Here is a 25,889-nt window from a genome sequence, read left to right as displayed (position 1 = left end):
AATAATCTCATCGTAAAAACTAAGCTAAAAACTTGACATACCAAGGCATCGCTTTTTCTATACCCTGCGTAATGTTGAACTGCGGCGCATAGCCTAACGCCTTCTGTATCTTACTAATATCCGCCTGACTATGACGTACATCTCCCTCTCGGAAGTCGCGATATACAGCCTCTTGCTCGTAGTCCACCCCGTTTGCCGATAGATTCTCTTTTAGAGCCGAGTATAACGTATTAAGTGTCGTACGACCTCCAACAGCGACGTTATAGACTTCGTTTTTGGCGTCATCGTTGGCAGTTGCGGCCAAGATATTGGCCTGTACTGCATTTTCAATAAAGTTAAAATCGCGACTGGTATCACCATCACCATTGATATAGACCGTATCTCCTGTGATCATCGCCGATGTCCACTTCGGAATGACCGCAGCATAAGCGCCATCTGGTGTTTGACGCTTTCCAAAGATATTGAAATAGCGTAAACCAATCGTCTCAAATCCATAAGTGCGAGCGAACACATCAGCATATAGCTCGTTGACATACTTAGTTACCGCATAGGGAGACAGCGGATTACCGATAGCATCTTCTACCTTTGGCAATGCAGGATGATCGCCATATGTTGAGCTACTAGCAGCATAAGTAAAGCTAGCAACATTAGCATCACGAGCGGCTACCAGCATATTTAAGAAGCCTGAAATATTAGTCTCATTGGTCGCGATAGGATCAGCGATAGAGCGTGGTACTGAGCCTAGCGCTGCTTGATGCAGCACGTAATCAACACCTTGACATGCTTTCGAACAATCAGTTGACTGACAAATATCACCATTTATAAAAGTAAACCTATCCCACTGTTCAGTACTTACTAAACTTTTTACTTCATCTAAATTATGTTGAAAACCTGTGGCAAAATTGTCTAACCCTACCACTCTTTGATTGAGTAATAATAATGTCTCAAGCAAGTTCGAACCGATGAATCCTGCTACACCTGTTACTAGCCAGGTTTTAGGTGCTTGTACTAGTGACTCTCTGATTTTCTCGTATGCTGCCGCTGTCATATATTTTTCTCTTGTATAGCACTATAAAGTTATAGACGGATATCTGTGTCTTCTTTGTCGAATACATATTTCAAATCATAGAGCACATGGTTAGGCTTACCTAAACTTCTTATATGTGCTACGCCCATATCGACAAATTCACTGTGAGCCACTGCTAGGATAATGCTGTCATAGCTATTAGCTGCAGGCTCATTGACAGGCTTAATACCGTACTCGCTTTGAGCCTCCGTAGTATCCACCCAAGGATCATAGACATCAACCTCAATATTATACTCCTCTAATTCATTAACAATATCAATAACTTTAGTATTACGTACATCAGGACAGTTTTCTTTAAAGCTAAGCCCAAGTATGAGCACTTTTGCACCCTCTACCTGAATACGTTTTTTGATCATGGTTTTAACTAATTGGGTGACGACATACTCGCCCATGCTATCGTTTAGGCGACGACCCGCTAATATAATCTCTGGGTTATATCCAATGGCTTGGGCTTTATGCGTTAAATAGTATGGATCAACCCCAATACAATGACCGCCGACCAAGCCTGGTCGAAACGGTAGGAAATTCCACTTAGTACCAGCAGCTTCCAACACTGCTTCAGTATCGATATTCATTTTGTTAAAGATAACCGCTAACTCATTAATCAGTGCAATATTGACATCTCGTTGCGTGTTTTCAATAACTTTTGCTGCCTCTGCTACCTTAATAGTAGGTGCTTTATGAGTACCAGCAGTGATGATTAAGTTATAGACTTCGTCGACAAAGTCCGCAATCTCAAGCGTTGAACCAGCTGTTACTTTTAAGATATTAGTAACACGGTGCTCTTTATCACCCGGATTGATACGCTCAGGGCTATAACCTGCATAAAAGTCTTGATTAAAGGTTAGGCCTGATACCTGCTCTAGCACAGGGATACACACTTCTTCAGTCGCGCCAGGGTATACCGTTGACTCATAAACCACAATATCATTTTGTTTTATTAGGCTACCGATAGCTTCCGATGCTTTGATCAAGGGCGTCAGGTCAGGCTGCTTGTAGTCATCAATAGGAGTAGGTACAGTTACAATAAAGAAGTTACAGTCCTTTAACTCATTGATATCTGAGCTATATCTTAAATGTGTAGCTTCTGCCAGCTCCTCTTCGCCAACCTCTAAAGTATGATCAATACCTGTATTGAGAGCTGCAATACGTTCAGCATTGATATCAAAGCCCATAACCGAGTGATGCTTACCGAACTCGACCGCTAATGGTAGACCCACATAGCCGAGACCTATTACTGCTATTTTCAAGTTATTAATATTATACATAGTTACTCTCAAGCTGTTTTTAAAATTTTAGATAATGGCTACATATCTAAAGATATACATTTGTTAATAAAATAGTATCTATTATGCAGTTCGCTCATCAGTGATTACTTGTCGTTGCCATAAGTATAACTGTAGTGATAACTGTATTTACTCGTAAGTCCCTGCTTAACATCATTAAGGACAATACCATCTACTTGGACATTGGATTTATTCAACAGCTTAACCGCATATACCAACTGTCCTTCTATTGACTTATCATACCTTGTGACCATTAGCACCTTGTCCGCGTATTGCGATAAGATCGTAGCATCTGAAGCTGCAAGTACAGGTGGCGAGTCAATAAATATGTAGTCGTAATGAACATTAAGCTCATTCATTAAGGCCTCAAACTTATCGCTCGATAATAACGAGGCTGGGTTGTTAGGTTTTTTGCCTCGTGGCATAAAGTCAACATTATCCATACTGGTCGGATGGATGATACTCACTAAGGTGTGGGCTTCGTCTTGGAAGTAATCTGCAAGGCCATTATCTTGTGTCATAGCGAATACTTTGTGCAGCTCACCTAAGCGCATATCTGCATCAATAATCAACACTTTTTTGTTCAACTGAGCAAACACTTCAGATAAGTTCGATGAAATAAAGGACTTACCAACACCAGGACTTTCACCAGTTATTAAAATAATTTTGGCGCGGTTTCCTATTTTACTGACCGACGGCATACCGAACATCAAACTCGTTCTTAAGCTCTTGATTGCCTCATAACTCAAACTATTGCTATCGCTGTATGCCAATAGCCGGTTGGTAGATTTGCTATTTTTGCCAATTCTAGCCAGTAGCGGAGAGCGCGGCACTGTTGCAATAACAGGGACGCCTGTTTTTGATTCAAGGCGTTCAGGGTCCTTGACAAGATTTCTGAGTAGATTTTTGAGCAGTACAAGCATGATACCAAGTAGTAGGCCAGTGAGCGTGGCAATCAATATGATGAGCGACTTCTTGGGTGCGATCGCGCGATAGGTATTAATCGGTAGATCAATAATACGCGCAAAGCCAACCTGTCCTGCCTGAGCAATTTGTAGCTGTTGGTAATTTTTTAGCAAGTTCAAATATATTTCTCTATTAATATTAACATCTTCTGACAATTGTAAGAACTCGCGCTGTACTTCGGGTAAGCCTTCAATCCGGTTATCGATAACTTGTATGCGGCTTTGTAATTCTGCTATTTGATCATCAATCTGAATGACTAGAGGGTGTTCTTCTGTATAGTAAGTTGTCAAGTCAGCTTTTTTGAGTCTAAGCTCACTGAGTTGACTATCAATTCGGGCATTTTCTGCTAATAGTATGCTTGATTCTTGTCCAATATCGATGGTACCGTTCTCAGTACGAAAAGCATTAAAAGCTTTTTCAGACGCTTCAAGCGTTTGTTTTAACTCTGGAATTTGAGTTTCCATAAATGCAATTGTTCTAGTCGTTTCTTCCGAACCGCGAGAGTTATTTTGATCGATGTAAGATAAAACAATTTGACGTAAAATACGACTGACCTGCTCTTGATTAGCCCCGATCATAGATAATTGAATAATACCCGTCTTGGCACCGAGTTCTGATACGGTCAAAGCACCTTTTATTGCATCTGTTGTATTTTGTAATGACTGCTTGGTAATACTGATAGGACGTTCATTAGCTGGTAAGTTATCAACCGTAATTTCAATGAAACCATCTGTTCCGTTAAAGCGATTTGGCGTATTTAATCGACCTTCAAACGTGTCAAGTCCATTAGTCAATGTGAAGCCTTCACTTGAACCGACTAAAGTAAATGACTTGTCTAGATAGTCTTCTGATACCTTAAACTGACTGACTTGAGCATTCCCATCACCAGTAGCGAGGAATACACTCTCAGGCATATTCTCTTGAGTATAAGTGCGATTGGCTCTGATTTTATCTATTGGATCAACTGTCGGATCGTTTAAGCGAATAGATAAATTGAGCATATCCACTACAGGTTTGAGCACCATACGCGACTTAATCAGTTCAGCTTCTGTTTGCGCAAGATTAGACTCTGAAGCTACCAAATCAGAAATATTTGACCCCAATGCCGAAATACCTCCAGAAGAGGATTCGATCTGTATCAAAGCATCCGATTTAAAAATAGTCGTTTCATAACGGCTATAAAGTACGCCTATTAGCAAACCTAGTAACGCAAGAAACAATATTGTCTTCCAGCCGCGTAATATTGAAAATACAAGGGCTAGCAAATCTATATCATTATTTGCTTCTGCAGAAGGTTTTGATAGATTATCTGAATCTAGGGTCATAGCTATATATTCATCGTATTAGGTTAATTATTTGATACCAATCAATTAGTTTTTTCGTTCAACTAATTTTATCGGCCCAAGGCGTGAGGCTGTTGACAATATCTTGCCTGGCTATCTCAAATAATGATATGTCATGTCTATAAGGGTCAGCAATTTCTTTATTAATCCAATGCCCTATCTTAAAGGTCTTGCCACGGCAATGTGGCCACCGCTCCTCTATCCATTTGGTTTGGCCATCTGACATGGTAAATATAAGATCTGCATTCATAACCAGCTTTTCATTTATCTGCTTTGCGATATGATTCGACATATCGATATCGTAGGGATCCATTACTGCTTGTGAATTTGGATCCACTCGGTTACCAACTACTGCGGAGAGTCCAGCAGAATCAACGTTTTTTTGCGGATATTGTTTTCTTAGTAAAGCTTCAGCGATTGGACTACGGCAAATATTACCGACACAGACAACCAAAATATTATCAAACGCCATACTGATCGCTTCCTATAAAGTTGAGAAACTTCTGATTGCTGAAGTTGATGGTAACAAAGCACTGATAACACGGTTCCAGCGCGTCAGACCTGTTGGGTCAACATAGACGATATCATTAGGCAACATCTCAAACCGGCTGGTCAGTGGGAAACTGGTGAGCGCTTGCATATCTACATAGTATATATTTGTACGCTGATATTCAGGCTGATCGCGCACTACGTAGATCTTAGCCGCATTAGCCGTATTAGAGTTCAGTCCAGCTGACTCCCCAATCACCTGCGCTAAGCTCAATCCTTGGTCAATAATAGGCACAGGTGCAACTTTGCCAAATTCTCCTAAGACATATACTTTATTGATATCTTCGCTACTGACACGAATAGAATCACCATCTTGGACATAAATTTGATTGGCTGATAATCCCGCCTGCTGCAGAGACTGTAACCCCATACGATAGTCAGTACCGTTTCTTCTCAACACGATACTGTTTGAGTTACCTTCTCTCGTCGTACCACCAGCCATAGATATTGCACTATATAGTGACACAGGTTCATCGGCAATATTGAATTGACCAGGCTTGTTAACTTCACCATCGATAAAAAACTTATTGCCCCGATATTCAGCAACTTTCACTTGTGGATCTGCATATTTTAGATAGCGCTGTAATCGTGAACTCAAGTTTGCAGTGAATTGTGGCACACTGAGCCCACTCGCCTGTATACGTCCTATCAACGGAAACTGGATGAACCCTTGCTGATCAACAGGATAACCAGATGCTCCTGCAGCATTAATATCAGGATAGTCCACCAAAACAATACTCAATACATCAGATGGCGCAATACGGTAATTCACCCTATTAGACGATCGTACTAGGCTAGATAGGTTACTACTCATTTGTGAGCGAGCGATTTGCTTAGGCGGTAATGTGGCGAGTGTCAGTGGCAGTACATTAAAATCAATACCATTGTCTGCAGTAAAAGAGCCACTCGGTGGTAACTCTCCAGCTTGAAGCCCAGAATTGATGGTTGTAGTAGCACACCCATAAAGCATACTGCTAGCTAACAAACACGCTGTACTTAACAACTTAGTTGTCTGTCTCATATCAAAGAGCCTCTTCTGTTACTGCAATCACGTAAAACGATTAAGAAAACAATTCTATATTGCTGCTTTTGCCTTGATGTTATTTCTCTACATCTTTAACAAAAATAATCGGCATCATAACATAAGTTAGCTAATAGTAACGAACGTTCTTATTGATTGATACAAAAAGCTATTTCAATACTTCCTGTACTCATACTTACTTTTACTCTACAGTTAATTCATTGTTTTACATACATTAATCTCAAGCAGTATCTGTAAGGGCACAATAAAAGACCTGTCAACTTAGCCTACAACTGCTACCTAACCAAGTTCAAAACACATCTAGAAAGTAAGTTCATACTTACCATGTCATATGAAGATTTTGTGGAGAAGAACGGCTATTGAGCGAATAAAATAAAAGACTAAAAAGTCTGATAATTATTTCAATTTATTAGTATAATATATGCCGCTAAAAGCGAATATACTATTTGCCTATTAATTAGTAGTAGTAAACATTGTCTATACTTAGGCCAATGTCTAGAAGCTATAAACAGTCATACATTGAGAAATGTAAACCCACCGACTCAAGGACATCAAGATGAAAGATGAAAAATTACAGAAAGCACTAGCCCGTATGGGGCTCGGTTCACGTCGTCAAATGGAAGAAGTGATCAAAGCTGGTCGCGTCTCTGTCAATAATGGACCGGCAACCATTGGTGATCGTGTATCACAGGGTGATGAGATTCGCGTCGATGGTCGTCAGATCAAATACACTGCTGAAAACGAGAAGCGTCGTCGTGTATTGGCATACTATAAACCTGAAGGCGAAGTTTGCTCTGCAAAAGACCCAGAAGGTCGTCCAACTGTGTTTGAGCGCCTACCAAAACTGACTCATGATCGCTGGGTTATGGTTGGACGCTTGGATATCAACTCGACTGGTCTACTATTGTTTACCAATGATGGTGAAATGGCACATCGCTTGATGCATCCTTCTAGTGAAGTGACTCGTGAATACGCGGTACGTGTATTGGGTGAAGTGACTCCTGATATCGCTCGCACATTGACCTCTGGTGTCATGTTAGAAGACGGTATGGCACAGTTTGACGATATCAAAGACGGTGGCGGTGAAGGTGTCAATAAGTGGTATCACGTTCAGTTAAAAGAAGGCCGTAATCGTGAAGTACGTCGTCTGTTTGAATCTCAAGGTCTAAAAGTCAGCCGCCTACTACGTACGCGCTATGGTACGATTGCCCTACCAAAAGAGCTACGTACTGGTCGTTTCTTAGAGCTTGATAAAAAAGAAATCAATACGTTGACAGACTTAGTAAGCTTACGCCCACGTTACGGTACGGGTCTGCATGGCGCAGCCAAAGAAAAGCAAGAACGTATCAGAAACAAGCCGCTCAAAGCACGCCGTACTACGGACAGCCGTAGTGATAACCGTAGCGGTAGCGACAACCGTAATAGCAGTGCAAAGTCTAAAAGTAGCGCTAGCCCTGCAAGCCGCGGTACACGCAATACTCGTGACCGCAACAACAAGCGCTAGTCTAAGTTTTTTGTAAAACACTTACAGCGTTAGACGTGCTATAAAAAAGCTGCCAATGATATATAGTCATTGGCAGCTTTTTCTATATTTGTATGTCTGAGAGTTTGTCTATCTGATAGATTCTTTATACATGACTTTCATACCCAGTATATAAAAAATATGGATAATGATTTAATTATCGTGGCTGTCCATGTAACCATCCATAGCTTTTAAGTCCTGTAGATGTTGCGTCTCTATTTGCGCCATTAATATATCTAGACGCTGCTCGATATTGTCCAACATTTTTTGTAGCAATCTATTGGCTTCTATTCTTTTTTCATCACTTGCGTGGTCAGTACTTGCATAAGTATTCATTAAATGGTGATGACTTGCCAGCATTTCAGGTAGCCGAGTTTGCAGTAGTTTGTTCAGCACAAATTGCTGCTCAGTCGCTGCTGGTACTTTATTCTGCGCTGATTGTGACTTCTGATATCTTTGATAGTAAGTGACTTTGTTATCTATACTCTGTAGTTGTCTTAGCTGCTGTTCAGGTATGTCTTGTAGATGCTTTTTATTTAGTTTTAGCTGTTGCCAACTTGTTGTAGCTAATGATAATGCGGCATTACTCTCTTGATATGTGAGCACACCTGGTGTGATACCAACTGCCTTGTGTAGCGCGTGCCAGCCTTTTTTGCCCAGATATAAGGCAGCGGCAGTTGCTACGATGCCAGTACCTATTAATATACTCATATACACTCGCTACTTATTAATCAATTCTGTATATCCCTACTCATCGTTATCACTTATAGCTTGATGTTGTCTACTGTTTCGCTTGTCTCAACGGTATTCTTTGATGCAGGATTTTTTGATGTAGGAGACTGGATTGTTTCTGTATTTTCATCCAGCTCACTCAATGACTGCATTGTTGAGTTCGCACTTGCGTTGTCAAAGCGCGTCTGCAAATAGCGATTGGTCGCGAGTAGTTTTTGTCCATCTTGATGGTACGACGCGTTTAGCAGATCATCGAACTGAACATCGATGGTTTTGAGCACGTCTAGTAAGGCTTGTTTGCCAGTAACGTCTGAGTGCTTAATTTTGGTAGTATCAGCGCGCGCGCCGTCTGCCCCATCTAAATCATGCAAGCGGCGATAGTCTGCGACTGCTTGCGGGATATGTCTGTCCATCAGATTCTGAATCATGATATAGGTTTCATTGACGGTATCTTTATCGTCTATTTTTCCGTCGTTATTGGTATCGCCATAAATCAAACGCAACTTTTTGCCCTTTTGATTGATTTGATCAAGGGCCGCTTTGACATCAACTGGTAAGCTTTTTTCTGGAATATATCCCAATTGTGGCATCGCCGTATATTCGAGCATTTTGGGCGCTGTGACTTTTTTGATACCGCGATATCCTAGATATAACCCAGCGGCTGGTAGCACCCCATATAATACAAACATTACTAGCATGGCAGTCACTTGGGTCATCAGATTATCCTTATGGTTCAGCAGAATGGTGTAGTAAATTTTTATTATGTTAGCCCATACGCTCAGCTAAGTAATTTCAATATAGCCAGTCACATATAGGGTACTGCTTTTATTAAACAAAAAAATAAGGCTCTGTTAAAGCCCTATATTGTTATGTACTGAGTCGATTGTGTTTATCAGTTATGACTTGCTCACAGCAAACGAGAAAACCATTAGCTTTGCGTACGGCTCTTGACATAACGATGTGTCGAGGCAAGGCGGTTTAGAACGGTTTGATGCAGCTCATCTAACAGCTCATCAAGCTCATAATCGATTTCTAAAAACAAATCGGTCAGCATATCACCAGCAGTCATTTTACCTTGTGCCATGTTGTTCTTGGTGCGGTGCGGGCTAAATCGTTGTAGCTGCTCATAATGGTATAGCGCTTCGGGGATACTTTCGGATACGAGCTTGTCGATGACGAACTGGCGCTCATTATGTTGCTGCTGCTGTTGTTCGTTCAGCTCGCTACTCCACTCGCGATAGCGCTTTAGCTTACCATTGATACGGTCTAGTATCGCAACGGCTTCTATAGGCATGGCATTTAGGGTGGCCTCATCGACCACGTCAATAAGCTCAGTCATAATCGGACAACGTCCATGTTTGAGATACCATAGAGTATCTGGGTCAAAAGGCGGTCTGTTGGTTGGGCGCATTTGAGCGTGATTGGCTAAATACCGATCAGTCAAAGGCGTTGCTGAGTGAATATCGCTGACTTGCGCTAAAGCATGACATATACGATCTACCCGCTCAGGCGGTGTCAGCGCGGTACGTTCATGGCTTGCAGTACGTTCGGGGTTTAATGGAGTGCTGCTATCATTATGCTCATCGCTAGTATGATTGACATCCTCTACATGATGACTGTCCCCTAACTGCTGCACGTTTTTGGCAGCGAGCGTTGGCAAATCATCTTGAGCTTGCCCAAATGTCTTTAGCATTCTTGTCAAACTGACTACCATGACTCGCGCTGCCCCTCATCTAATACATGCCTATTGTGCCTGTATTGCATACCTTCATTCAATAGCGTATCTTAACAGGTTTTTGCTGACCTGCCAGTACGCAAAGTGTCAACATTCTTACTCTCTGCACCGATGCTCTAAACGCTAAGCACCTTATTATTATGAATGCTCCCGATTATATTTCTGGTTTTCTGCTTGGGTTGTCGCTTATCTTGGCAATTGGCTCTCAAAACGCGTTTGTACTCAAGCAAGGCATCAAACGTGAACACATCTTCTTTATTTGCTTGTTCTGCGCCGTTAGTGATGCGATCCTGATTTCAGCAGGCGTCGCTGGGTTTGGTGCGGTAACGGCGCGCTATCCACATGCTGTCGATATAGCCAGACTGGCGGGCGCACTATTTTTGCTGGTTTATGGCTTACAGAGCCTACATGCCAGTGTTAAACGATCGCATGCCATGACAGTCGATGGTCAAGTAGTGACCAGCTTAAAAAAGCACTGCTTTTATGCTTTGGTTTCACTTGGCTAAATCCCCATGTCTACTTAGATACATTGGTGCTCGTTGGGATGGTTTCAACAGGTGCAAGTAGCAAGATGACTTTTGCCGCAGGGGCGGTTAGTGCGTCGTTCTTTTTCTTCTTTGCACTTGGTTATGGCGCACGTTTGCTGAGACCTCTATTTGCGAAGCCAAAAGCGTGGAATATACTCGATGCGTTGGTAGGATTGCTGATGCTGTATTTGGCTTGGCATTTATACCAGAGCTAAATACAGGCTAGCCATTAGATATTGAGTGTTAGATTAAGAGGTCGTTATTTGTATCTGGCACGGCCTCTTAATTTAATTATTGGGACTTTGTACGGTGAAGATCGATACTAGAATTGTAGTTGCTAGAATTATAGTTGCTATCAGGGATAAAATAGATAGCCTACATTAAAGCAGGAAACAAGGTACGTAGGCCATTAACGATAATTTCGATAGAAACAGCCGCCAATAGCATACCCATAATTCGGCTCATAATATTTAGACCGGTATCACCCAACAAGCGGCTGATACGACCTGCTGCCATCAATGCCAAATAGCAAAACAAACTGATAAACAGACCCGCGATCAATATGGCAGACACCTGCAACACGCCTGAGACTTGTGAAGAGTAAATAATAACCGTAGAGATACCACCAGGCCCGATCATCATTGGAATGGCGAGAGGTACCACGGCAGCTGCCATAGAAACAGGCGCATCTTTCACATGATCCACATCGAAGTTTTCTTGATCGGGTTTTACGGGGTTACCCTCTCCGTTCATCATATTTAAGGCAATTAAAAACACCAATATACCGCCCGCCAATTGGAACGAGCCGATAGAAATACCAAGGGTTTTTAGTAAGGTCTCACCTGCAAGCGTAAAAAAGCTGATAGTGATAAAAATGGTCAAACAAGCAACGCGCGCAACTTTGCGGCGGTTGTTCATCGAATAGCCACGAGTCAAATCCAAAAATAACGTCAATGCGCTAAATGGATTGATCAACACCATAAAAGCTAGGATTATCTTGATAATTTCAGTATTCACTGAGCGCTCGCTTGTCTATTAATACCACTTGTGCAAAAAGATAAGGCCATCGTGCGAGTGCAACGATGACCAATAGGCAGATACAAACGGCATTGTAACATAGGCAGATAAGCGAATTAAATCATTAACTTTGCTCGATTACACGCTTGCTTTATGTTATTAAACAGTTTGTATCTACAGAACGATATCACTAGTAAACAATCTATCTCCTACAGTTCGCTAAGCGTTTGTATTATGCACTAAAATCCAAGCCAATATCCAAAGCCGTAGTACTGTGTGTCAGATAACCCATCGCAATAAAGTCTACGCCTGTACTTGCGGCTGCCTCTACAGTCTCAGGCGTAATACCACCTGATGCTTCAGTCTTTGCACGTCCTTTGCACATCTCCACTGCTTGCGATAGCGTTTCAGGCGACATATTGTCTAGTAGCACCAAGCTCACACCAGCATCTAACGCCTGTTCTAACTGCTCTAATGTGTCTACTTCAACCTCAATAGGAATCAGATGCCCAGCGAAGTCTTGTGCCTGCTGAATGGCAGTTTTAATATCGCCTGCAATAGCGATATGATTGTCCTTGATTAAAATAGCATCATCCAACCCTAGGCGATGATTGCGACCACCGCCGCAGCGTACAGCGTATTTTTGGACGATACGTAGACCTGGAATGGTCTTGCGTGTACAAGTAATCTGCGCCGGATATTGTGCCACGCTATCGACAATCTGACGGGTCGCTGTTGCAATACCACTAAGGTGCGTCATAAAGTTCAATGCCGTACGCTCAGCGGTGAGCAAATGACGCGCATTACCGCGTACCGTTGCTAGTACTGTACCAGCGGCGACGGTTTCACCATCATGGACGTGTGCCACAAACTCAATCTGCGTATCGACTGTTGCAAAAGACAAGCGAGCCAAATCCATACCACATATCACCCCTGCCTGCCGTGCTTTGATCTGTAGCTTCGCTTGCATATCAGCTGGAATAGTCGCTTGTGACGTGACATCACCGCGTCTCCCCAAATCCTCAGTCAAAGCATCTTTGACTAATGGCGTGAGCAATACTTCATCTAATGCTGGTTCTTTTTCAATTGTCATTTTTGACCCTCATATAGCCATGATAGTAATGGAAACTACTAAGTATTTAAACTCAAAATGAGCATAAATATAACCCAAAGCTGACCACCTGGCAAGGATATGTGACAAACTTATCGGTTCATCAAAAATTTTTAGAGCGAAATGGAACACCTTTTAAATTGAGCACAGGCTCTAAGCTATTTACGCTTGGGAAGTTTACTATCCATCAATAAACTCTGTAGTTCGATATCATGGCGGAAGCAATATAGTTTGGCTGGGCGACCACGCTGAGCGCTACTACTCTCTCCGGTCTCCATCACTAAGTTCTGTGAATCTAGCAGTCGACGGAAATTTTGCTTATGCAAACGCATACCTGATAGAGCCTCAACGCTCTGCTGTAATTGCGATAAGGTAAATACATCTGGCATTAAACCAAAAATAAGTGGGCGGTATTCAATCTTAGCACGCAGTCTGGAGATTGCAGTGGCGATGACACGGCGATGATCATAGTACATGGGCACACCGATACGCTTTGACCAATCCTCTGGCAGCACAACTGCTTGATAATTGGGTGGGTAATTGGGCGCTTCGGGTATTAGACCTACCTCGTAGAGCATCTCATAACGTAGCAGCACATGCTCTGCAATCCACTCTCGCTGCTCATGAGCGTCATCATTTACTGCTTTGATATTCGTCAACTCACCACCTGCCAAAAACGACTCGCTTAACCCCCAACATAGTCCAATACGCTGACGTCGACGCTCTCGAACATTTGAGTCTTCAGCGGTATTTGCCCATTCCAAAAGCACAGGCACGATAAAATCCATAATGATGCTTGGCATACCGTCTAGGTGATTCTCCCATGGGAAATAATCATACCAGTCTCGCCATAACGCTTGGCTTTGCAGCTCTTGCGTCTGTGTCTCTTGTACCAGACCTAAATAGCTGACATAGACGAGCGCATGACCGTCGATATTACGTCTATTGGTATCGACAAAGGTATATAGCTGCTCTAAATACCCAAGCGGCTGCTGTGTCTGCTCTTCCACCCACTGACGTACACCAGCTTGTAGCGAGCGGTGTAGCGGCATAAGAGGCCCGTTTGGCAATAGCTTGCCTTGATCAACGGTCAGGACACGAGCGATATGATCAGTAATAGCAACCAACACGGCGACGACTTCTGTCGTTCCGCTACCTTGCTGATGCGCATGTGAATAAGACAACGTCATAATATTTAGGACTACCTTCTTTTTGAACTGCGACGAGTAGACTACCAACAATAAAAATCTCTTACGCCTCAGTATAACGCGGATCCAGAATATTATAGCGTGAAACTGACACTATAATAGACCGCCGTTGTAAACATAGTGCATCAGCATCGTTTGGTAAAAATCACCAAAAACATATGGTTTAGAAGCGCTTAATCAGCTGATGGATATACATCCGTATACAAAAAACACTTGTAATTATGCTCAAAATGAGCATAATTAAGTCAACTCAATCATTTTTAATCATAAATTATCTGAATTTTTGACACATACATTTATCGTTATCGTACCAATAGAGGTCACCATTATGAAAATTTATCCTTACGACGCACCCATTATGAGTACCGACAACCGTATCGCTACTCAAATGAATATCGACTATGCCAAGGCAAAAATGCCAGCTGACTTGCCGCGTTCTGAGCGCATCGTGATTGAAGAGAACATCAAGAAACTATTAAAGGAACACAACGCCGTACTGGTAGCGCATTATTATGTTGATCCTTTTATCCAAGACTTGGCGCTCGCAACAGGCGGCTGTGTTGGTGACTCGCTCGAGATGGCGCGTTTTGGACAGGCCCATAGTGCCCAAACGCTCGTGGTCGCTGGAGTGCGCTTTATGGGCGAATCGGCAAAGATATTAAGTATGGAAAAAACGGTACTTATGCCAGACCTAGAGGCGGAATGCTCGCTAGATTTGGGCTGTCCTGCTGATGAGTTTTCGGCATTTTGTGACGCGCATCCTGAGCGTACGGTCGTTGTCTATGCCAATACCAGCGCTGCGGTGAAAGCAAGAGCTGACTGGGTAGTGACCTCATCTGTCGGTATCGAAATTATCCGTCATCTGCATGCGCAAGGTGAGCCAATCATTTGGGGACCTGACCGGCATTTGGGCAAATACATTGCTCGAGAGACGGGCGCAGATATGTTGCTGTGGCAGGGTTCTTGCCTTGTACACAATGAATTTAAAGCTACCGAGCTTGAGCAATTAAAAGCAGAGCATCCAGAGGCCAAAGTACTGGTGCATCCTGAGTCACCTGATAGCGTGGTTGCACTCGCTGACGTGGTAGGCTCGACCAGCAAGTTGTTAAAGTCAACTTACGAGATGGACGCTGATACCTTTATCGTAGCCACTGACTTAGGCATATTGCATGAAATGCAGAAACGCTCACCAAACAAACGCTTTTTGGCAGCGCCTACTGCTGGTGAGAGTGCGAGCTGTAAGAGCTGTGCATTTTGTCCTTGGATGGCGATGAATGGTCTAAAAGGTATCGAACAATGCCTAACTAATAACAGCGGTGAAGTGTTAATGACACCTGAGCTGGCAGTAGCCGCCAAAAAACCTTTGCAACGTATGCTTGATTTTGCTGAAGCACAAAAGCAAAACGTCGCTGCCAGTGGCGATATTGTCAAAGACCGTACACTGTTCGCTAATGTTGGAGCAGCATAATATGAAGCAGCAGCACTCAGCCAACCATGCCAGCACTATTGAACCTGATAATAATGGGAGTAACAGTAACATGAACACGATTATAAAAACTGACGTCCTTGTTATTGGTGCTGGATTGGCAGGTTTGAGCACTGCACTATCCCTACCTACATCACTGCATGTTACCGTTTTGAGTAAAGCAGCACTTGAGGTTTGCTCAAGTCACTATGCCCAAGGTGGTATTGCTGCCAGCTTAGACAAAGATGACTCTGTCAGTGACCATATCGCCGATACCCTAGTGGCTGGTGCAGGACTATGCACGGCTGACAATACTGCCAGTATTTTGGGTGCTGGACAGCAGGCAGTTCAGTGGCTATGCGCGCAGGGCGTGCCTTTTACTCAGAACTCACCTAAAGCTTTAGATCATACAAGCGTACAGGACTTCTCTCAGTTACAGACCAGCGAGTTGCATTTAACAAAAGAAGGCGGGCATGGCTGTAGACGCGTCGCCCATGCAGATGATGCGACTGGCAGGCATGTGATGGACACCTTAATCCTAAAAGCACAGTCTGCGCCTAATATTACTATATTGCCTTATCACGAGGCTTTAGAGTTACTCACATCGCCTATAGCTGATACTCAATACCTCGGTGGCTATGGTGCCAAACATTGCCAAGGCGCACTTGTATTCGATCATAAACAGGCGCGTCAACTTACCTTTCAAAGTCGTACAGTCGTACTAGCCAGCGGTGGACTAGGTCAACTCTTTAAGCGGGCAAGCGCACCCAATGTCTGTGTCGGCGATGGCGTGATGATGGCGTGGCAAGCGGGCTGCCGTTTGGCGAATTTGGAGTTCATCCAGTTTCATCCAACTGGATTAGCACTGGGCGACAGTAGCTTTTTGATATCTGAAGCACTACGAGGCGAAGGTGGACGACTATACTGTCCGCAAACAGGCGTGCGTTTTATGCTGGATATAGACGCACGGGCGGAGTTAGCACCGCGAGACATCGTTGCTCGCGCGATAGCCACGCAGATTGATAGCAATGGACTTGGTTATGTACATCTTGATGTCAGTCACTTGCCCGCAGACTTCGTAAAAGCGCATTTCCCGCAGATTTATAAGACCCTGCTGGCACATGGTATCGATATGACTACCGATCCTATCCCAGTTGCACCAACAGCACATTATAGCTGTGGCGGTGTGGTGACTGATGCCGATGGGTTAACGGATTTGCCAGGACTTTATGCGGCTGGTGAGGTGGCTTATACAGGACTGCATGGCGCCAACCGTTTGGCAAGCAACTCCCTACTAGAGTGTGTGGTGGTTGGCCGTAATATCGCAGCCAACCTACCGCATTATCTAGAGCGTTTAGACAACTTACAGAACCTAGAAGACTTAACAGAAATAGCTACGTTCGATCGCGCATCATGTGATGAGTTAACACGATCATACCTTAGTGCATGGTCAGCGCCAGTGCTTAGGGATACGCAGTCTGTGATGCTACCGGCATCTGTATCATCAGCATATCACTATGAGCTTACCCATAAATCGCTCACCTCTGATATTGACACTGACACTGATATTGCAACCATAACCGCAGCATTAAAAACGCTGATGACTGCTAATATGGGTATCACTCGCAGCGCCGAGCAATTAGAGCAAGCAATGCAACAAATACAAAACTGGCAACATTGGAGTACAGAGTCTAAGGTGAGCCAGCTTGGCGTAAATAATGCGAGCAGCCCTACTACTGCCAATGAGTTGTTATACTTTCAATTAGAAAGACAACTTACATTAGCAACCTTAATTATCCAGTCTGCCTATCAGCGCTTTGAGAGTCGCGGTGGTCATTACAGACAGGACTATCCAAACCTAGCGACTGCCCCTCTTACTAGCGTTGTGGAGCCACAGCATGACCCAGCTTATGATCAATTCAGTTATTTTGCGGGAACCACGCAGCCTCTCAAAAGTGATAACGGCCTGCCAGAGCATTGCTTGCCTAAACACTGTCTGCCTGAAAAGAATCACGTGCTAGTAGAAATCGATTAGGCCAGTCTAAAAGACCATACCGAAACGTAGGGTCAACATGAGTTAAGGTATGTATTTTCAGCATTATTTCGGTGTTATGGTACAATCGCAAGCTTGTCAAAAACACCCTGTTAAAAATGCTGCGAGCCGACCCCCATGCAAAGCTTGATTACCCTTGTTTTGGTATTGATGCCAATGTTTATTGGCTTTGCCATTCCTGCTAACCCAACTCTGACTAGACTTGCCGATACGGGCTTGTCTTATTTGGTATATCTTATCTTGGCACTGATCGGTATTGAACTGTCACAGGTAGAAGGCTTAGGCAGTCAAGTTGGCGAAATTGCGCTATATGTCACCGTACTATCAATACTCACAATTGGTACGGGGCTGTTCGCACTGATGGTGTTTGACCATGTACGACCGTGGCAGGCCAAAAAACCAAGCGTCAAATCCAAAGAACATCGTGTCAGTATTCGGGGCAGCCTATTACAGGTCGTCTGCGTGGTGCTTGGGATGGTGATTGGCTTTTTCTTACCTGCTGATTATATGCCGCCTGAAAACTCTATGACGGTCATGCTGATGATTCTGATTTTGCTCGTAGGCATCGGTCTCAAAGGCTCAGGCATTACTTTAAAAGAAGTCATGCTCAATAAGCGCGGTGTTGAGATGAGCATTATCTTTACGCTATCGGTGTTGGTTGGTGGGCTTGTGTTTGCCTTACTATTCACAGATGTGTCGTGGACGAAAGGCTTGGCAATGGCATCAGGGTTTGGTTGGTATTCGCTATCCGCGATTGTCATGACCGATGCTTATGGTGCGGTGTGGGGCAGTGTCGCGCTATTTAATGATTTGGTACGTGAGTTTTTTGCCTTATTATTTATTCCTGTATTTATGCGCAAATACCCTTCTGCTGCGGTAGGTCTCGGCGGTGCAACCAGCTTAGACTTTACCTTGCCCATTATTCAACAGTCAGGTGGTCTAAAGGTTGTACCACTAGCGATCAGTTTTGGCTTCTTGATTAATATTATCTCGCCCGTACTGATGGTGTTCTTTTCGGCGTTAGGATAGTTACTCATAATCAACTCTTATTTAAACGGATCACAATGCTTTGCGTATTTCCCATACTTTCTCTGATAAGAGATATAGTCTAAGTTCTTTAAGTCACTTACTTCACTACTTGCCATTAAAGTTACGCGGCGCTGTTTTGACTCAATATTTTTTAGATTGAGCGCTTTAAAACTAGGATCTATATAAGCGTTGTCGTTAACTAACAATTTATTTGAGCAGTCATAAGTATGGATACGCGCGGCAGCAATACCATGTTCTAATACCAACACATTTTTGACGATAAGCGCTCGATTGCGAGGTAAGGACACAAATCCAAAGGTTGCTAAAACATCCTCATCTATTTCACTTGATGCAACATGACCAAAAATAAACACTGTTGCTTCTGGATATTCACTGAGTTTTTCTTCAATTTTTCCAAATTCAATATCGTAAATATCAGGTAACTGGCTGCTCATAGATGGAAAAAACCCACTGAACTCCATTTCAAGTGCCTCACCTCCCTCAATTACTACTGTACAACCTTTCACGTCGACTACCGTATGTTTTGACGTTTCAGGGCACTCATCTATATCATCAAGTACGCTATCCCCATCTGAATCCGGAGTATTTGGTACTAACGTAATAGGCGGCTCTTCAATACTTTGATTGAGCGCCGTGCTTTTTAACGGCGTCTGACAACCTGTCAGTATCAATACACTTATCAAACCCGTTGCTAATGTCGGTAATTTAATACTCATGCTTTATTCATCCCTAAGCCAAAACCCTAAACCCCACTCGCCTGCTTCGCAAACAAGCGCATCAGTGGCTTGATTTTGCCGACGCGGTACATGCCTTCATTACGGATTTGCTGCACGGGACGCGCTTGGGCAAGCGACCCTGCAAACAACCAGTTGAGTGCAGAGAAGCTGTGCATCATCAGGCTGTTATGCGGACGGCGCGAACGCTCATAATAACGCAGTGTTTGATTGCTACCCCACAGTGTGCCGCCGCTGCGGATAAAATCATGCGCTAACTGCTCACTTAATACTTTTACATCAAGCATACCAAGGTTCAATCCTTGACCTGCCAGCGGATGCACGCCATGAGCCGCATCACCGATGAGTACCAAGTTATCCGCCACGTAGCTCTTTGCTTGTTGTGCCGCTAAAGGAAAACTAGCAATAGACTCAATCTGCGTGATAGCACCCAGCTCGTAATGGCTTGCTGCTGCAAGTTTATCCGCGATAAAGCGGTTGTCTTCTTCTATCAATGCCAATGCCTGATTACGCGGCAATGTCCAGACTATTGACTGCCAATGTTGCGGGCTTACTTTATCAGTCTCAGTGATATCCGCTAACGGCAATAGTGCCAACGTACCTGTTGGTAGCATGGCTTGACGTGCTGTCGCTTGATGCGGTTTCTCAGTCTGAATCGCACAGCAAATCGCCGTTTGATTATAATCAAGCGTATCGACCCCAATCCCTGCTTGCTTGCGGACAAATGAGCCGCGACCATCAGCACCGACCAATAGACGCGCATCAATCGCTGTCTCATCATCTAGCGTCACACGGTAACCTTGCTGCGCACCCAACCAGTCCATATTCACCACTTTATGCCCAGCAATAACCATTAGATACTCGCTGATATCCTCTTCATGTAAGCGCTGCCATAAGGCGTGCTCAATGACGGCAGGCTCGACCATGCTACCGAGTATCTCAGGCGCAGCGTTTTGGTCACCACTATCACCAAATAATAGCTCGCCCATGCCGTTCAGTTGCCAGACCTGCATCTGTGAATAATCCGCTTTACGCTGAGATGCGGCAATGTGTTGCCACGCGCCAACTTCCGTGAGCAAGTTAATACTCGCTAGACTGAGCGCATAGACACGCGCGTCACGTTTACTCAGCACTGCTTGCCACGCTGACTCATCACGCGCAGGACAGGCATCAACCAAGGTCACTGGCATTTTATCTTGTGCCAGCTTTAGCGCGAGCGTCGCGCCAACGATACCGCCACCGATAATCAGCGTATGATTGTCTTTCATAAGGTGTCTCTCAATATTAGAATGCTTATTATCAATCTCAACGACATATAGTTGGTTCAGTTTAAAAGAGAGACAAGGCAACCGAGTGCAGATGTATAGGCAATACTTCAAGCGAGGTTAACGCTGTCACTCTTTTAAAGAGGATTAACTATAGCGCTATGACTTTAGACCCATCGCATAGGTCGCAACCAATGGCTTGATATTTGGTAATTTATCAAAGGCTAGTAATGCCATATTTCGTGCCAGCTTAATGGCGGGATTGGGATGAGTAAAGCCATGTACCACGGCATCACAGAAGCGAATCACCCGCTTTTGATCGGTTTGACGTGCTTTCTCATAACGCTTTAATAATTGTGCATTACCGATGTCTTCGCCTTTGAGCACTTGTGAGCTCATCATTTGCGCCAATACATGAGCATCGCGCATACATAGATTGAACCCTTGACCCGCGACAGGATGCAAAGTATGAGCGGCATTGCCCATGATAACGCAGCGACCCTCGACCTGCTTGTCTGCCAATACACGTGACAGTGGATACGCGCCGCGGCGACCAGCAGCAACAAACGTGCCCGCGCGTTCCCCAAATGCCTGCTGTAGCGTCTGCAAGAAATGTGCGTCGTCTTCTAGATATTTAGTTTCTTCACCTGTTGGACAGACCCAAACTACAGAGCGACGATAACCCGTTTGATACTCATCATTGCCATCGCCCTCTGGATCCGTTAGTGGCAACACTGCCAGCGGCCCTGCTGGGCTAAAACGCTCAATTGCCACATGCTCGTGCGCCGTATCGGTCTCTACCACGCCAACGATAGCCGTTTGCTGATAGTCATAGGTGGTGGTGCCGATATCTAACAGTTGACGTACGGTAGAATCACGTCCATCACAAGCGACTAATACGCTAGCTTGCAGCTGTCGCTCGTGTTCCGCATTGCTTTCATCACTAAAACTTAGCGTTACACCGTCCGCTTGTTGGGTCACTGCATTGACACTGGCATTATCAATCAAGGTCACGAGTGGTGACTGCTGCGCGGTTAATAAGAGCTTGCGCCCGAGCCACGCGTTCTCAATCACTTGGCCAAAAGACTCGACTTTTTCTTCGGCTTTATTAAGCTGTGCGCGTCCAAAACTGCCTTGCTCACTAATCTGCACGCTATCAATGCGGCAAGCATGGCTTTGCAGGTCATCCCACAGTCCGATCTCTTGATAGATCTGTACTGTGCGCCGCGACAGCGCTGTATTGCGACTGTCCAGATAGTGACTGCGTGTACGGTCATCGGTTGGACTGATGGTTGGATAACGATTTTTTTCTAGTAAGGTGCTAGCGATGCCATGATTCGCTAATAGCAAGGCAAAGGACAAGCCCACGTGACCGCCACCAACGATAAGCACTTGCTGCTCAGTGATTGCATTTTTATTGTTAGAGTCATATTGGGAATTAGATAAATGTGAATCAGTCTCTTGCATCGTAGTTATTCCTATTATAATTTTTGAGCATGCCTGCGGTCAGTTCTTGATATCCACAGCGATTGATAGCCGCTTTGTACTTGATTGCCACTGCCTTTAATTTGTAGCCTTTATCATCTGACGATACTCTTTAGCTTAGCTGCTTTAGTTTCAGCTCAGTTACTTTGGCTTCATTGCTATCGTTTTATCTCAACGGTAAAGCGCTGAGATATCGTTCATAGATTACCACAAATTCTTTATTATGCTGCGAGCTAAACCGTAGACAAATCGTTTATCTACTCTACTCAAGGACAAGGTCTATAACTACCAAACAAGGTCAGTAGAATATAAGAAACTCAGGTCAACCTATATTTTGATTTGACCTAAAAACAGTCGATAAAGGTCGCCTGTACTGATATTGCAATCTACATACAAAAACGACGTTATCTATCCAATATATGGCTTGAATTTTAAAAATTCTCTACCATAATGAAGACAAGACTTTTATTTATTATTTTTCACAACACCAATAACAAAACGACCGTTACCCTTATTATCTAAAAACCATTTGTCATTTAGAAACTACTTATCATTTAGAACACTTGTGATTTAAGACACTTATGATTTAAAACATAACAACGCTACTAACTATTTTATCTCTGAAGTCCGTGACGCATGCAATACTAGACTATAGCGTCGGGCACACAATACAAGGATAATCGCTTGACTGATACCATGAGCCGCCGTATAAAGTTTGAATTTCTAACGCCAGCACAGCTCAAAACTGTGCTAGGTGAATACAACAACCACATGAAATATATTCAAGAACGCCTCGATATCAAAATCATGCAGCGCCAAGGTGATTTCTGCCTGAGTGGCAATGTGACCGCTGTTGAGCGCGGTGAACGTATCATCTACAAGATGGTAGATGAAGCTCAAAACACCAAAGATATCAGCGCAGAAGAATTGCACCTGATGATCCAATCGAGTATCTCACGCGATGAAGATATGGACAATGAGGAAGATGACGATATCGAAGATGAAGACGACTTAGATGAGGCAAATGAGTTTACGCCTATTAGCTTGCGCACACGCAAAGGTCGTATCATTCCGCGCGGTGGCAACCAGCAGCGCTATGTAAAAAATGTCTTGAGCTCTGATGTCTCGTTCGGTATCGGACCTGCGGGTACTGGTAAGACCTATCTTGCGGTCGCTTGTGCGGTAGACATGATTGAGCGCAACGAGATTGAGCGTATCTTACTCGTACGCCCAGCCGTAGAAGCAGGCGAAAAATTGGGCTTCTTGCCAGGGGATCTAACGCAAAAGATTGATCCATACTTGCGTCCATTATATGACGCGCTTTATGAGATGATAGGGTTTGAGAAAGTCGGTAAAATGATCGAGCGTCAAATTATCGAGATCGCGCCCCTTGCCTATATGCGTGGTCGTACGCTCAACAACTCATTTGTCATTTTGGATGAAGCACAGAACACCACACCTGAGCAAATGAAAATGTTTTTGACGCGTCTGGGCTTTGGCTCACGTGCGGTAATTACTGGTGATATCACTCAGGTCGATTTGCCCCGCGGTCATAAGTCAGGTTTGGCGCAAGCAATGGATATCTTAAAAGACATTGAAGAGATTCATATCACCAAGTTTGACTCAAAAGACGTGGTACGCCATCAGTTGGTACAACAAATCGTTGAAGCTTATGATGTATTCGACGAAGAGCAAATGGCTCTAGAAGAGAAGCGTAAGTTTGAACGTATCAAGGAGCAAGAGCGTAGACAAGCTGTGGCTAACGCTGCTGCTAAACTATAAATATATTTTCAAAAGCTTGGTTCTAACAAAGACCGGATTACTCAGGGTAATCCGGTTTTTTCTTACTAGGCGTTATTTAGTTTTACGTAGGTTCAGGTTTAGCCTACGTTCAATGTAGTCTCGCTTTTTAATCACTGCCTGCTCATAACTTAGCGATAGTCGCCTTCATGATATAGTTTATAGTCAGCTAATTATACGAGTAAAGCACTAACTAGCGAATCTCTCTAGCAATAGTACTATTTTGGATGCCACTATATTTAAAAGGTTAACTAAAATATAGTGCAGCTGTTTATATGCGACCATCTACAATAAAAAGGATAATGATATGAGCCAATCTGACAATACTAATATTGATGGTGCCAATGTTGATAATACTGATACTGATAGTAATGCTATGAGTCATGATGCGGAACTCGCAGCACTTGATATCAATGCAGCCGATAGCATTAGTGATGAGGTATTAGATGCGTTTTATGATCGTGCTCATCTACTGTATGTGATAAAAGCAACTTTAGATTATATCGATAAACGTGTCGATAAAGGCCTGACCTTACCCTATTTTGCAGATATGGATACCGAGCTGTGGCAAGAGAAATCTAAAGCATTGGACTTATATATTACTGATGAGATTGAGGGACGCGCTCTGAACTTAGAAGCTCGCGGCAAAGACTATCCAACTAATATTTTGTCTTATCCAAGTGAGTTATCTACTGCGATCATCGGTCTTATGCCAACGTTACCGCTTGGTGAGCTTATTATCTGTCATGAAGTGATGGTACGTGAGGCGCAAGAACAAGACAAAACCCTAGCACAGCACATTAGCCATTTACTGGTGCACGGTATGCTGCACTTACTAGGGTTTGATCATGAGCTTGGACAAGCTGAGCAAGATGAGATGGAGCGTTTCGAGATTGAGATTTTGGCAGGTCTTAACCTACCAAATCCGTATATCTAACACAGCTGTTTTTATCAATTAGTCTTTAGTCCAGTTAGTCTTTAGATAGTGGTAGTTTTTGTGCTTGACCCATTTGATTGATCATATGATCCAGACCTTTAACATGGACGCTACGCTGCGGGAATGGAATCTCAATTTTCTCATCATCTAGAGCGTGCTTGAATTGCTCAAGCAATTGGCACTGCATCGACCACCAGTCATCGTTGGTGGTCCAGACGTTCAGTGTCAAATCAACTGAGTTGTCGCCTAGATTGGTCACTCGTACGATAGGCTCAGGGTCGGTAAAAGACAGTGGATTGTTTCTGGCTAGGCTCAGCATCAGATCTTTGGCTGTTTTGATATCCGCATCATAGCCAATCCCAACTGTGATATCGACACGGCGATTGGGTAACGCAGTGTAGTTGACTACTGGCGATGTTGTGATGTCGCTGTTCGGGATAATAATATCGTGATTGTTGATCGTCGTTAGATGGGTGTTGACCAAGTTAATCTCTGTCACTGTACCTGTATAGCTACTGATCTGCACATAGTCACCGCGCACAAACGGACGAAAAGTCACAATCATAATCCCAGCGGCAAAGTTCGATAGCTGATCCTTTAGTGACAAACCAACCGCCACCGCGGCACCGCCCAAGATAGCAACGACCGAGGTAGTCTGTACGCCAACTTTGCTAAGTGCGGCTAAGACTACGACAACCAATAGCACGCCATACAACAGACGACTTAGAAAGCCAGAGACTGTTTCATCTAAATGACTACGCGTCATCAAACGATCTGCAAAAGCGACAGCCTTCTTGGCAAGCCAGCGCCCGACAATGAATATTAATATGGCTAGTGCTACCTTTATGACTAGCTCTAATGCATTGTTGGTGAGCGCTGCAACATCTACTGTAAAACCTAAAAATTCCATACTGACTCTTTATTCTATAGCGGTGTATTATAAATTTGGGTACTGGTTACTTACCATTATCTTGT

Annotated in this window: 21 protein-coding genes and 1 pseudogene; 7 read left to right on the top strand and 15 right to left on the bottom strand. The window is 43.7% G+C overall.

Annotated features, from left to right (window positions below; translation table 11 throughout):
• Positions 1 to 19 precede the first annotated feature (19 nt).
• The 5 genes from AC5JPY_RS11425 to AC5JPY_RS11405 form a co-directional block, all read right to left on the bottom strand.
• The gene (locus AC5JPY_RS11425) at positions 20 to 1,048 is read right to left on the bottom strand and encodes an NAD-dependent epimerase/dehydratase family protein (protein ID WP_493852504.1); all 1,029 of its coding nucleotides are present in this window, start codon (positions 1,046 to 1,048) and stop codon (positions 20 to 22) included.
• Between the two features lie 29 nt (positions 1,049 to 1,077).
• Positions 1,078 to 2,355, bottom strand: a complete 1,278-nt coding sequence (gene tviB, locus AC5JPY_RS11420; protein WP_493852503.1) for a Vi polysaccharide biosynthesis UDP-N-acetylglucosamine C-6 dehydrogenase TviB — start codon at positions 2,353 to 2,355, stop codon at positions 1,078 to 1,080.
• 104 nt (positions 2,356 to 2,459) lie between these two features.
• Positions 2,460 to 4,664 carry a polysaccharide biosynthesis tyrosine autokinase gene (locus AC5JPY_RS11415; RefSeq protein WP_493852502.1) on the bottom strand — a complete coding sequence of 735 codons (2,205 nt, stop codon included), beginning with the start codon at positions 4,662 to 4,664 and terminating at the stop codon, positions 2,460 to 2,462.
• A 58-nt stretch (positions 4,665 to 4,722) separates the two neighbouring features.
• Complete coding sequence (locus AC5JPY_RS11410) at positions 4,723 to 5,154, bottom strand: low molecular weight protein-tyrosine-phosphatase (protein ID WP_493852501.1); 432 nt, start codon at positions 5,152 to 5,154, stop codon at positions 4,723 to 4,725.
• A 12-nt stretch (positions 5,155 to 5,166) separates the two neighbouring features.
• Positions 5,167 to 6,252 carry a polysaccharide biosynthesis/export family protein gene (locus AC5JPY_RS11405; RefSeq protein ID WP_493852500.1) on the bottom strand — a complete coding sequence of 362 codons (1,086 nt, stop codon included), beginning with the start codon at positions 6,250 to 6,252 and terminating at the stop codon, positions 5,167 to 5,169.
• A 577-nt stretch (positions 6,253 to 6,829) separates the two neighbouring features.
• Here AC5JPY_RS11405 and rluB point away from each other — a divergent pair.
• Positions 6,830 to 7,777 (top strand): 23S rRNA pseudouridine(2605) synthase RluB, encoded by a 948-nt coding sequence (gene rluB, locus AC5JPY_RS11400; protein WP_493852499.1) that lies wholly within the window; start codon positions 6,830 to 6,832, stop codon positions 7,775 to 7,777.
• A gap of 171 nt (positions 7,778 to 7,948) precedes the next feature.
• Here the strand turns inward: rluB and AC5JPY_RS11395 are convergent, their stop codons facing one another.
• The 3 genes from AC5JPY_RS11395 to AC5JPY_RS11385 all read right to left on the bottom strand — a co-directional run bounded on the left by AC5JPY_RS11395 (position 7,949) and on the right by AC5JPY_RS11385 (position 10,220).
• A complete protein-coding gene (locus tag AC5JPY_RS11395) occupies positions 7,949 to 8,506 on the bottom strand; it encodes a hypothetical protein (RefSeq protein WP_493852498.1) in 558 nt (185 codons plus the stop codon).
• Positions 8,507 to 8,559: 53 nt separating this feature from the next.
• Positions 8,560 to 9,243 carry a hypothetical protein gene (locus AC5JPY_RS11390; protein ID WP_493852497.1) on the bottom strand — a complete coding sequence of 228 codons (684 nt, stop codon included), beginning with the start codon at positions 9,241 to 9,243 and terminating at the stop codon, positions 8,560 to 8,562.
• A 212-nt stretch (positions 9,244 to 9,455) separates the two neighbouring features.
• Positions 9,456 to 10,220 carry a hypothetical protein gene (locus tag AC5JPY_RS11385; RefSeq protein WP_493852735.1) on the bottom strand — a complete coding sequence of 255 codons (765 nt, stop codon included), beginning with the start codon at positions 10,218 to 10,220 and terminating at the stop codon, positions 9,456 to 9,458.
• A 182-nt stretch (positions 10,221 to 10,402) separates the two neighbouring features.
• On the opposite strand from AC5JPY_RS11385, the pseudogene AC5JPY_RS11380 reads away from it, so the two are divergent.
• Positions 10,403 to 11,004 (top strand): annotated as a pseudogene (locus tag AC5JPY_RS11380) (LysE/ArgO family amino acid transporter).
• A gap of 160 nt (positions 11,005 to 11,164) precedes the next feature.
• On the opposite strand, the gene AC5JPY_RS11375 reads toward AC5JPY_RS11380, so the two are convergent.
• From AC5JPY_RS11375 to AC5JPY_RS11365, 3 genes are all read right to left on the bottom strand, one after another.
• Entirely contained in the window at positions 11,165 to 11,806 is a 642-nt protein-coding gene (locus AC5JPY_RS11375; RefSeq protein WP_319049933.1) for a MarC family protein, read from the bottom strand.
• A 232-nt stretch (positions 11,807 to 12,038) separates the two neighbouring features.
• Positions 12,039 to 12,899 carry a carboxylating nicotinate-nucleotide diphosphorylase gene (gene nadC / locus AC5JPY_RS11370; protein WP_493852496.1) on the bottom strand — a complete coding sequence of 287 codons (861 nt, stop codon included), beginning with the start codon at positions 12,897 to 12,899 and terminating at the stop codon, positions 12,039 to 12,041.
• A gap of 176 nt (positions 12,900 to 13,075) precedes the next feature.
• Positions 13,076 to 14,107, bottom strand: a complete 1,032-nt coding sequence (locus tag AC5JPY_RS11365; RefSeq protein WP_493852495.1) for an NUDIX hydrolase — start codon at positions 14,105 to 14,107, stop codon at positions 13,076 to 13,078.
• Positions 14,108 to 14,453: 346 nt separating this feature from the next.
• Between AC5JPY_RS11365 and nadA the strand changes: the two genes are divergently transcribed.
• The 3 genes from nadA (at position 14,454) to AC5JPY_RS11350 (ending at position 18,672) form a co-directional block, all read left to right on the top strand.
• Positions 14,454 to 15,593 carry a quinolinate synthase NadA gene (gene nadA / locus AC5JPY_RS11360; RefSeq protein ID WP_493852494.1) on the top strand — a complete coding sequence of 380 codons (1,140 nt, stop codon included), beginning with the start codon at positions 14,454 to 14,456 and terminating at the stop codon, positions 15,591 to 15,593.
• Position 15,594: 1 nt separating this feature from the next.
• Positions 15,595 to 17,625, top strand: a complete 2,031-nt coding sequence (nadB, locus tag AC5JPY_RS11355; RefSeq protein ID WP_493852493.1) for an L-aspartate oxidase — start codon at positions 15,595 to 15,597, stop codon at positions 17,623 to 17,625.
• Between the two features lie 135 nt (positions 17,626 to 17,760).
• On the top strand, positions 17,761 to 18,672 hold the full coding sequence (locus AC5JPY_RS11350; protein WP_493852492.1) for a LysO family transporter: 912 nt from the start codon (positions 17,761 to 17,763) through the stop codon (positions 18,670 to 18,672).
• Positions 18,673 to 18,689: 17 nt separating this feature from the next.
• Here AC5JPY_RS11350 and AC5JPY_RS11345 read toward each other — a convergent pair whose 3' ends face one another.
• From AC5JPY_RS11345 to AC5JPY_RS11335, 3 genes are all read right to left on the bottom strand, one after another.
• Positions 18,690 to 19,409 carry an OmpA family protein gene (locus tag AC5JPY_RS11345; protein ID WP_493852491.1) on the bottom strand — a complete coding sequence of 240 codons (720 nt, stop codon included), beginning with the start codon at positions 19,407 to 19,409 and terminating at the stop codon, positions 18,690 to 18,692.
• 26 nt (positions 19,410 to 19,435) lie between these two features.
• Positions 19,436 to 20,695, bottom strand: a complete 1,260-nt coding sequence (locus AC5JPY_RS11340; protein WP_493852490.1) for an FAD-dependent monooxygenase — start codon at positions 20,693 to 20,695, stop codon at positions 19,436 to 19,438.
• A gap of 156 nt (positions 20,696 to 20,851) precedes the next feature.
• Positions 20,852 to 22,159, bottom strand: a complete 1,308-nt coding sequence (locus AC5JPY_RS11335; protein WP_493852489.1) for a UbiH/UbiF/VisC/COQ6 family ubiquinone biosynthesis hydroxylase — start codon at positions 22,157 to 22,159, stop codon at positions 20,852 to 20,854.
• A gap of 714 nt (positions 22,160 to 22,873) precedes the next feature.
• On the opposite strand from AC5JPY_RS11335, the gene AC5JPY_RS11330 reads away from it, so the two are divergent.
• Positions 22,874 to 23,959, top strand: coding sequence for a PhoH family protein (locus AC5JPY_RS11330; protein WP_493852734.1), 1,086 nt, complete (start codon positions 22,874 to 22,876; stop codon positions 23,957 to 23,959).
• A gap of 325 nt (positions 23,960 to 24,284) precedes the next feature.
• Complete coding sequence (ybeY, locus tag AC5JPY_RS11325) at positions 24,285 to 24,914, top strand: rRNA maturation RNase YbeY (RefSeq protein WP_493852488.1); 630 nt, start codon at positions 24,285 to 24,287, stop codon at positions 24,912 to 24,914.
• Positions 24,915 to 24,948: 34 nt separating this feature from the next.
• Here ybeY and AC5JPY_RS11320 read toward each other — a convergent pair whose 3' ends face one another.
• Positions 24,949 to 25,824: a mechanosensitive ion channel family protein gene (locus AC5JPY_RS11320; protein WP_319049923.1), complete on the bottom strand. Its 876-nt coding sequence runs from the start codon at positions 25,822 to 25,824 to the stop codon at positions 24,949 to 24,951.
• Positions 25,825 to 25,889: the final 65 nt, after the last annotated feature.

This window comes from Psychrobacter sp. H27 (assembly GCF_059072655.1).
The sequence above is the reverse complement of the archived record's forward strand: the minus strand, read 5'-3'. Positions and strand labels throughout refer to the sequence as shown.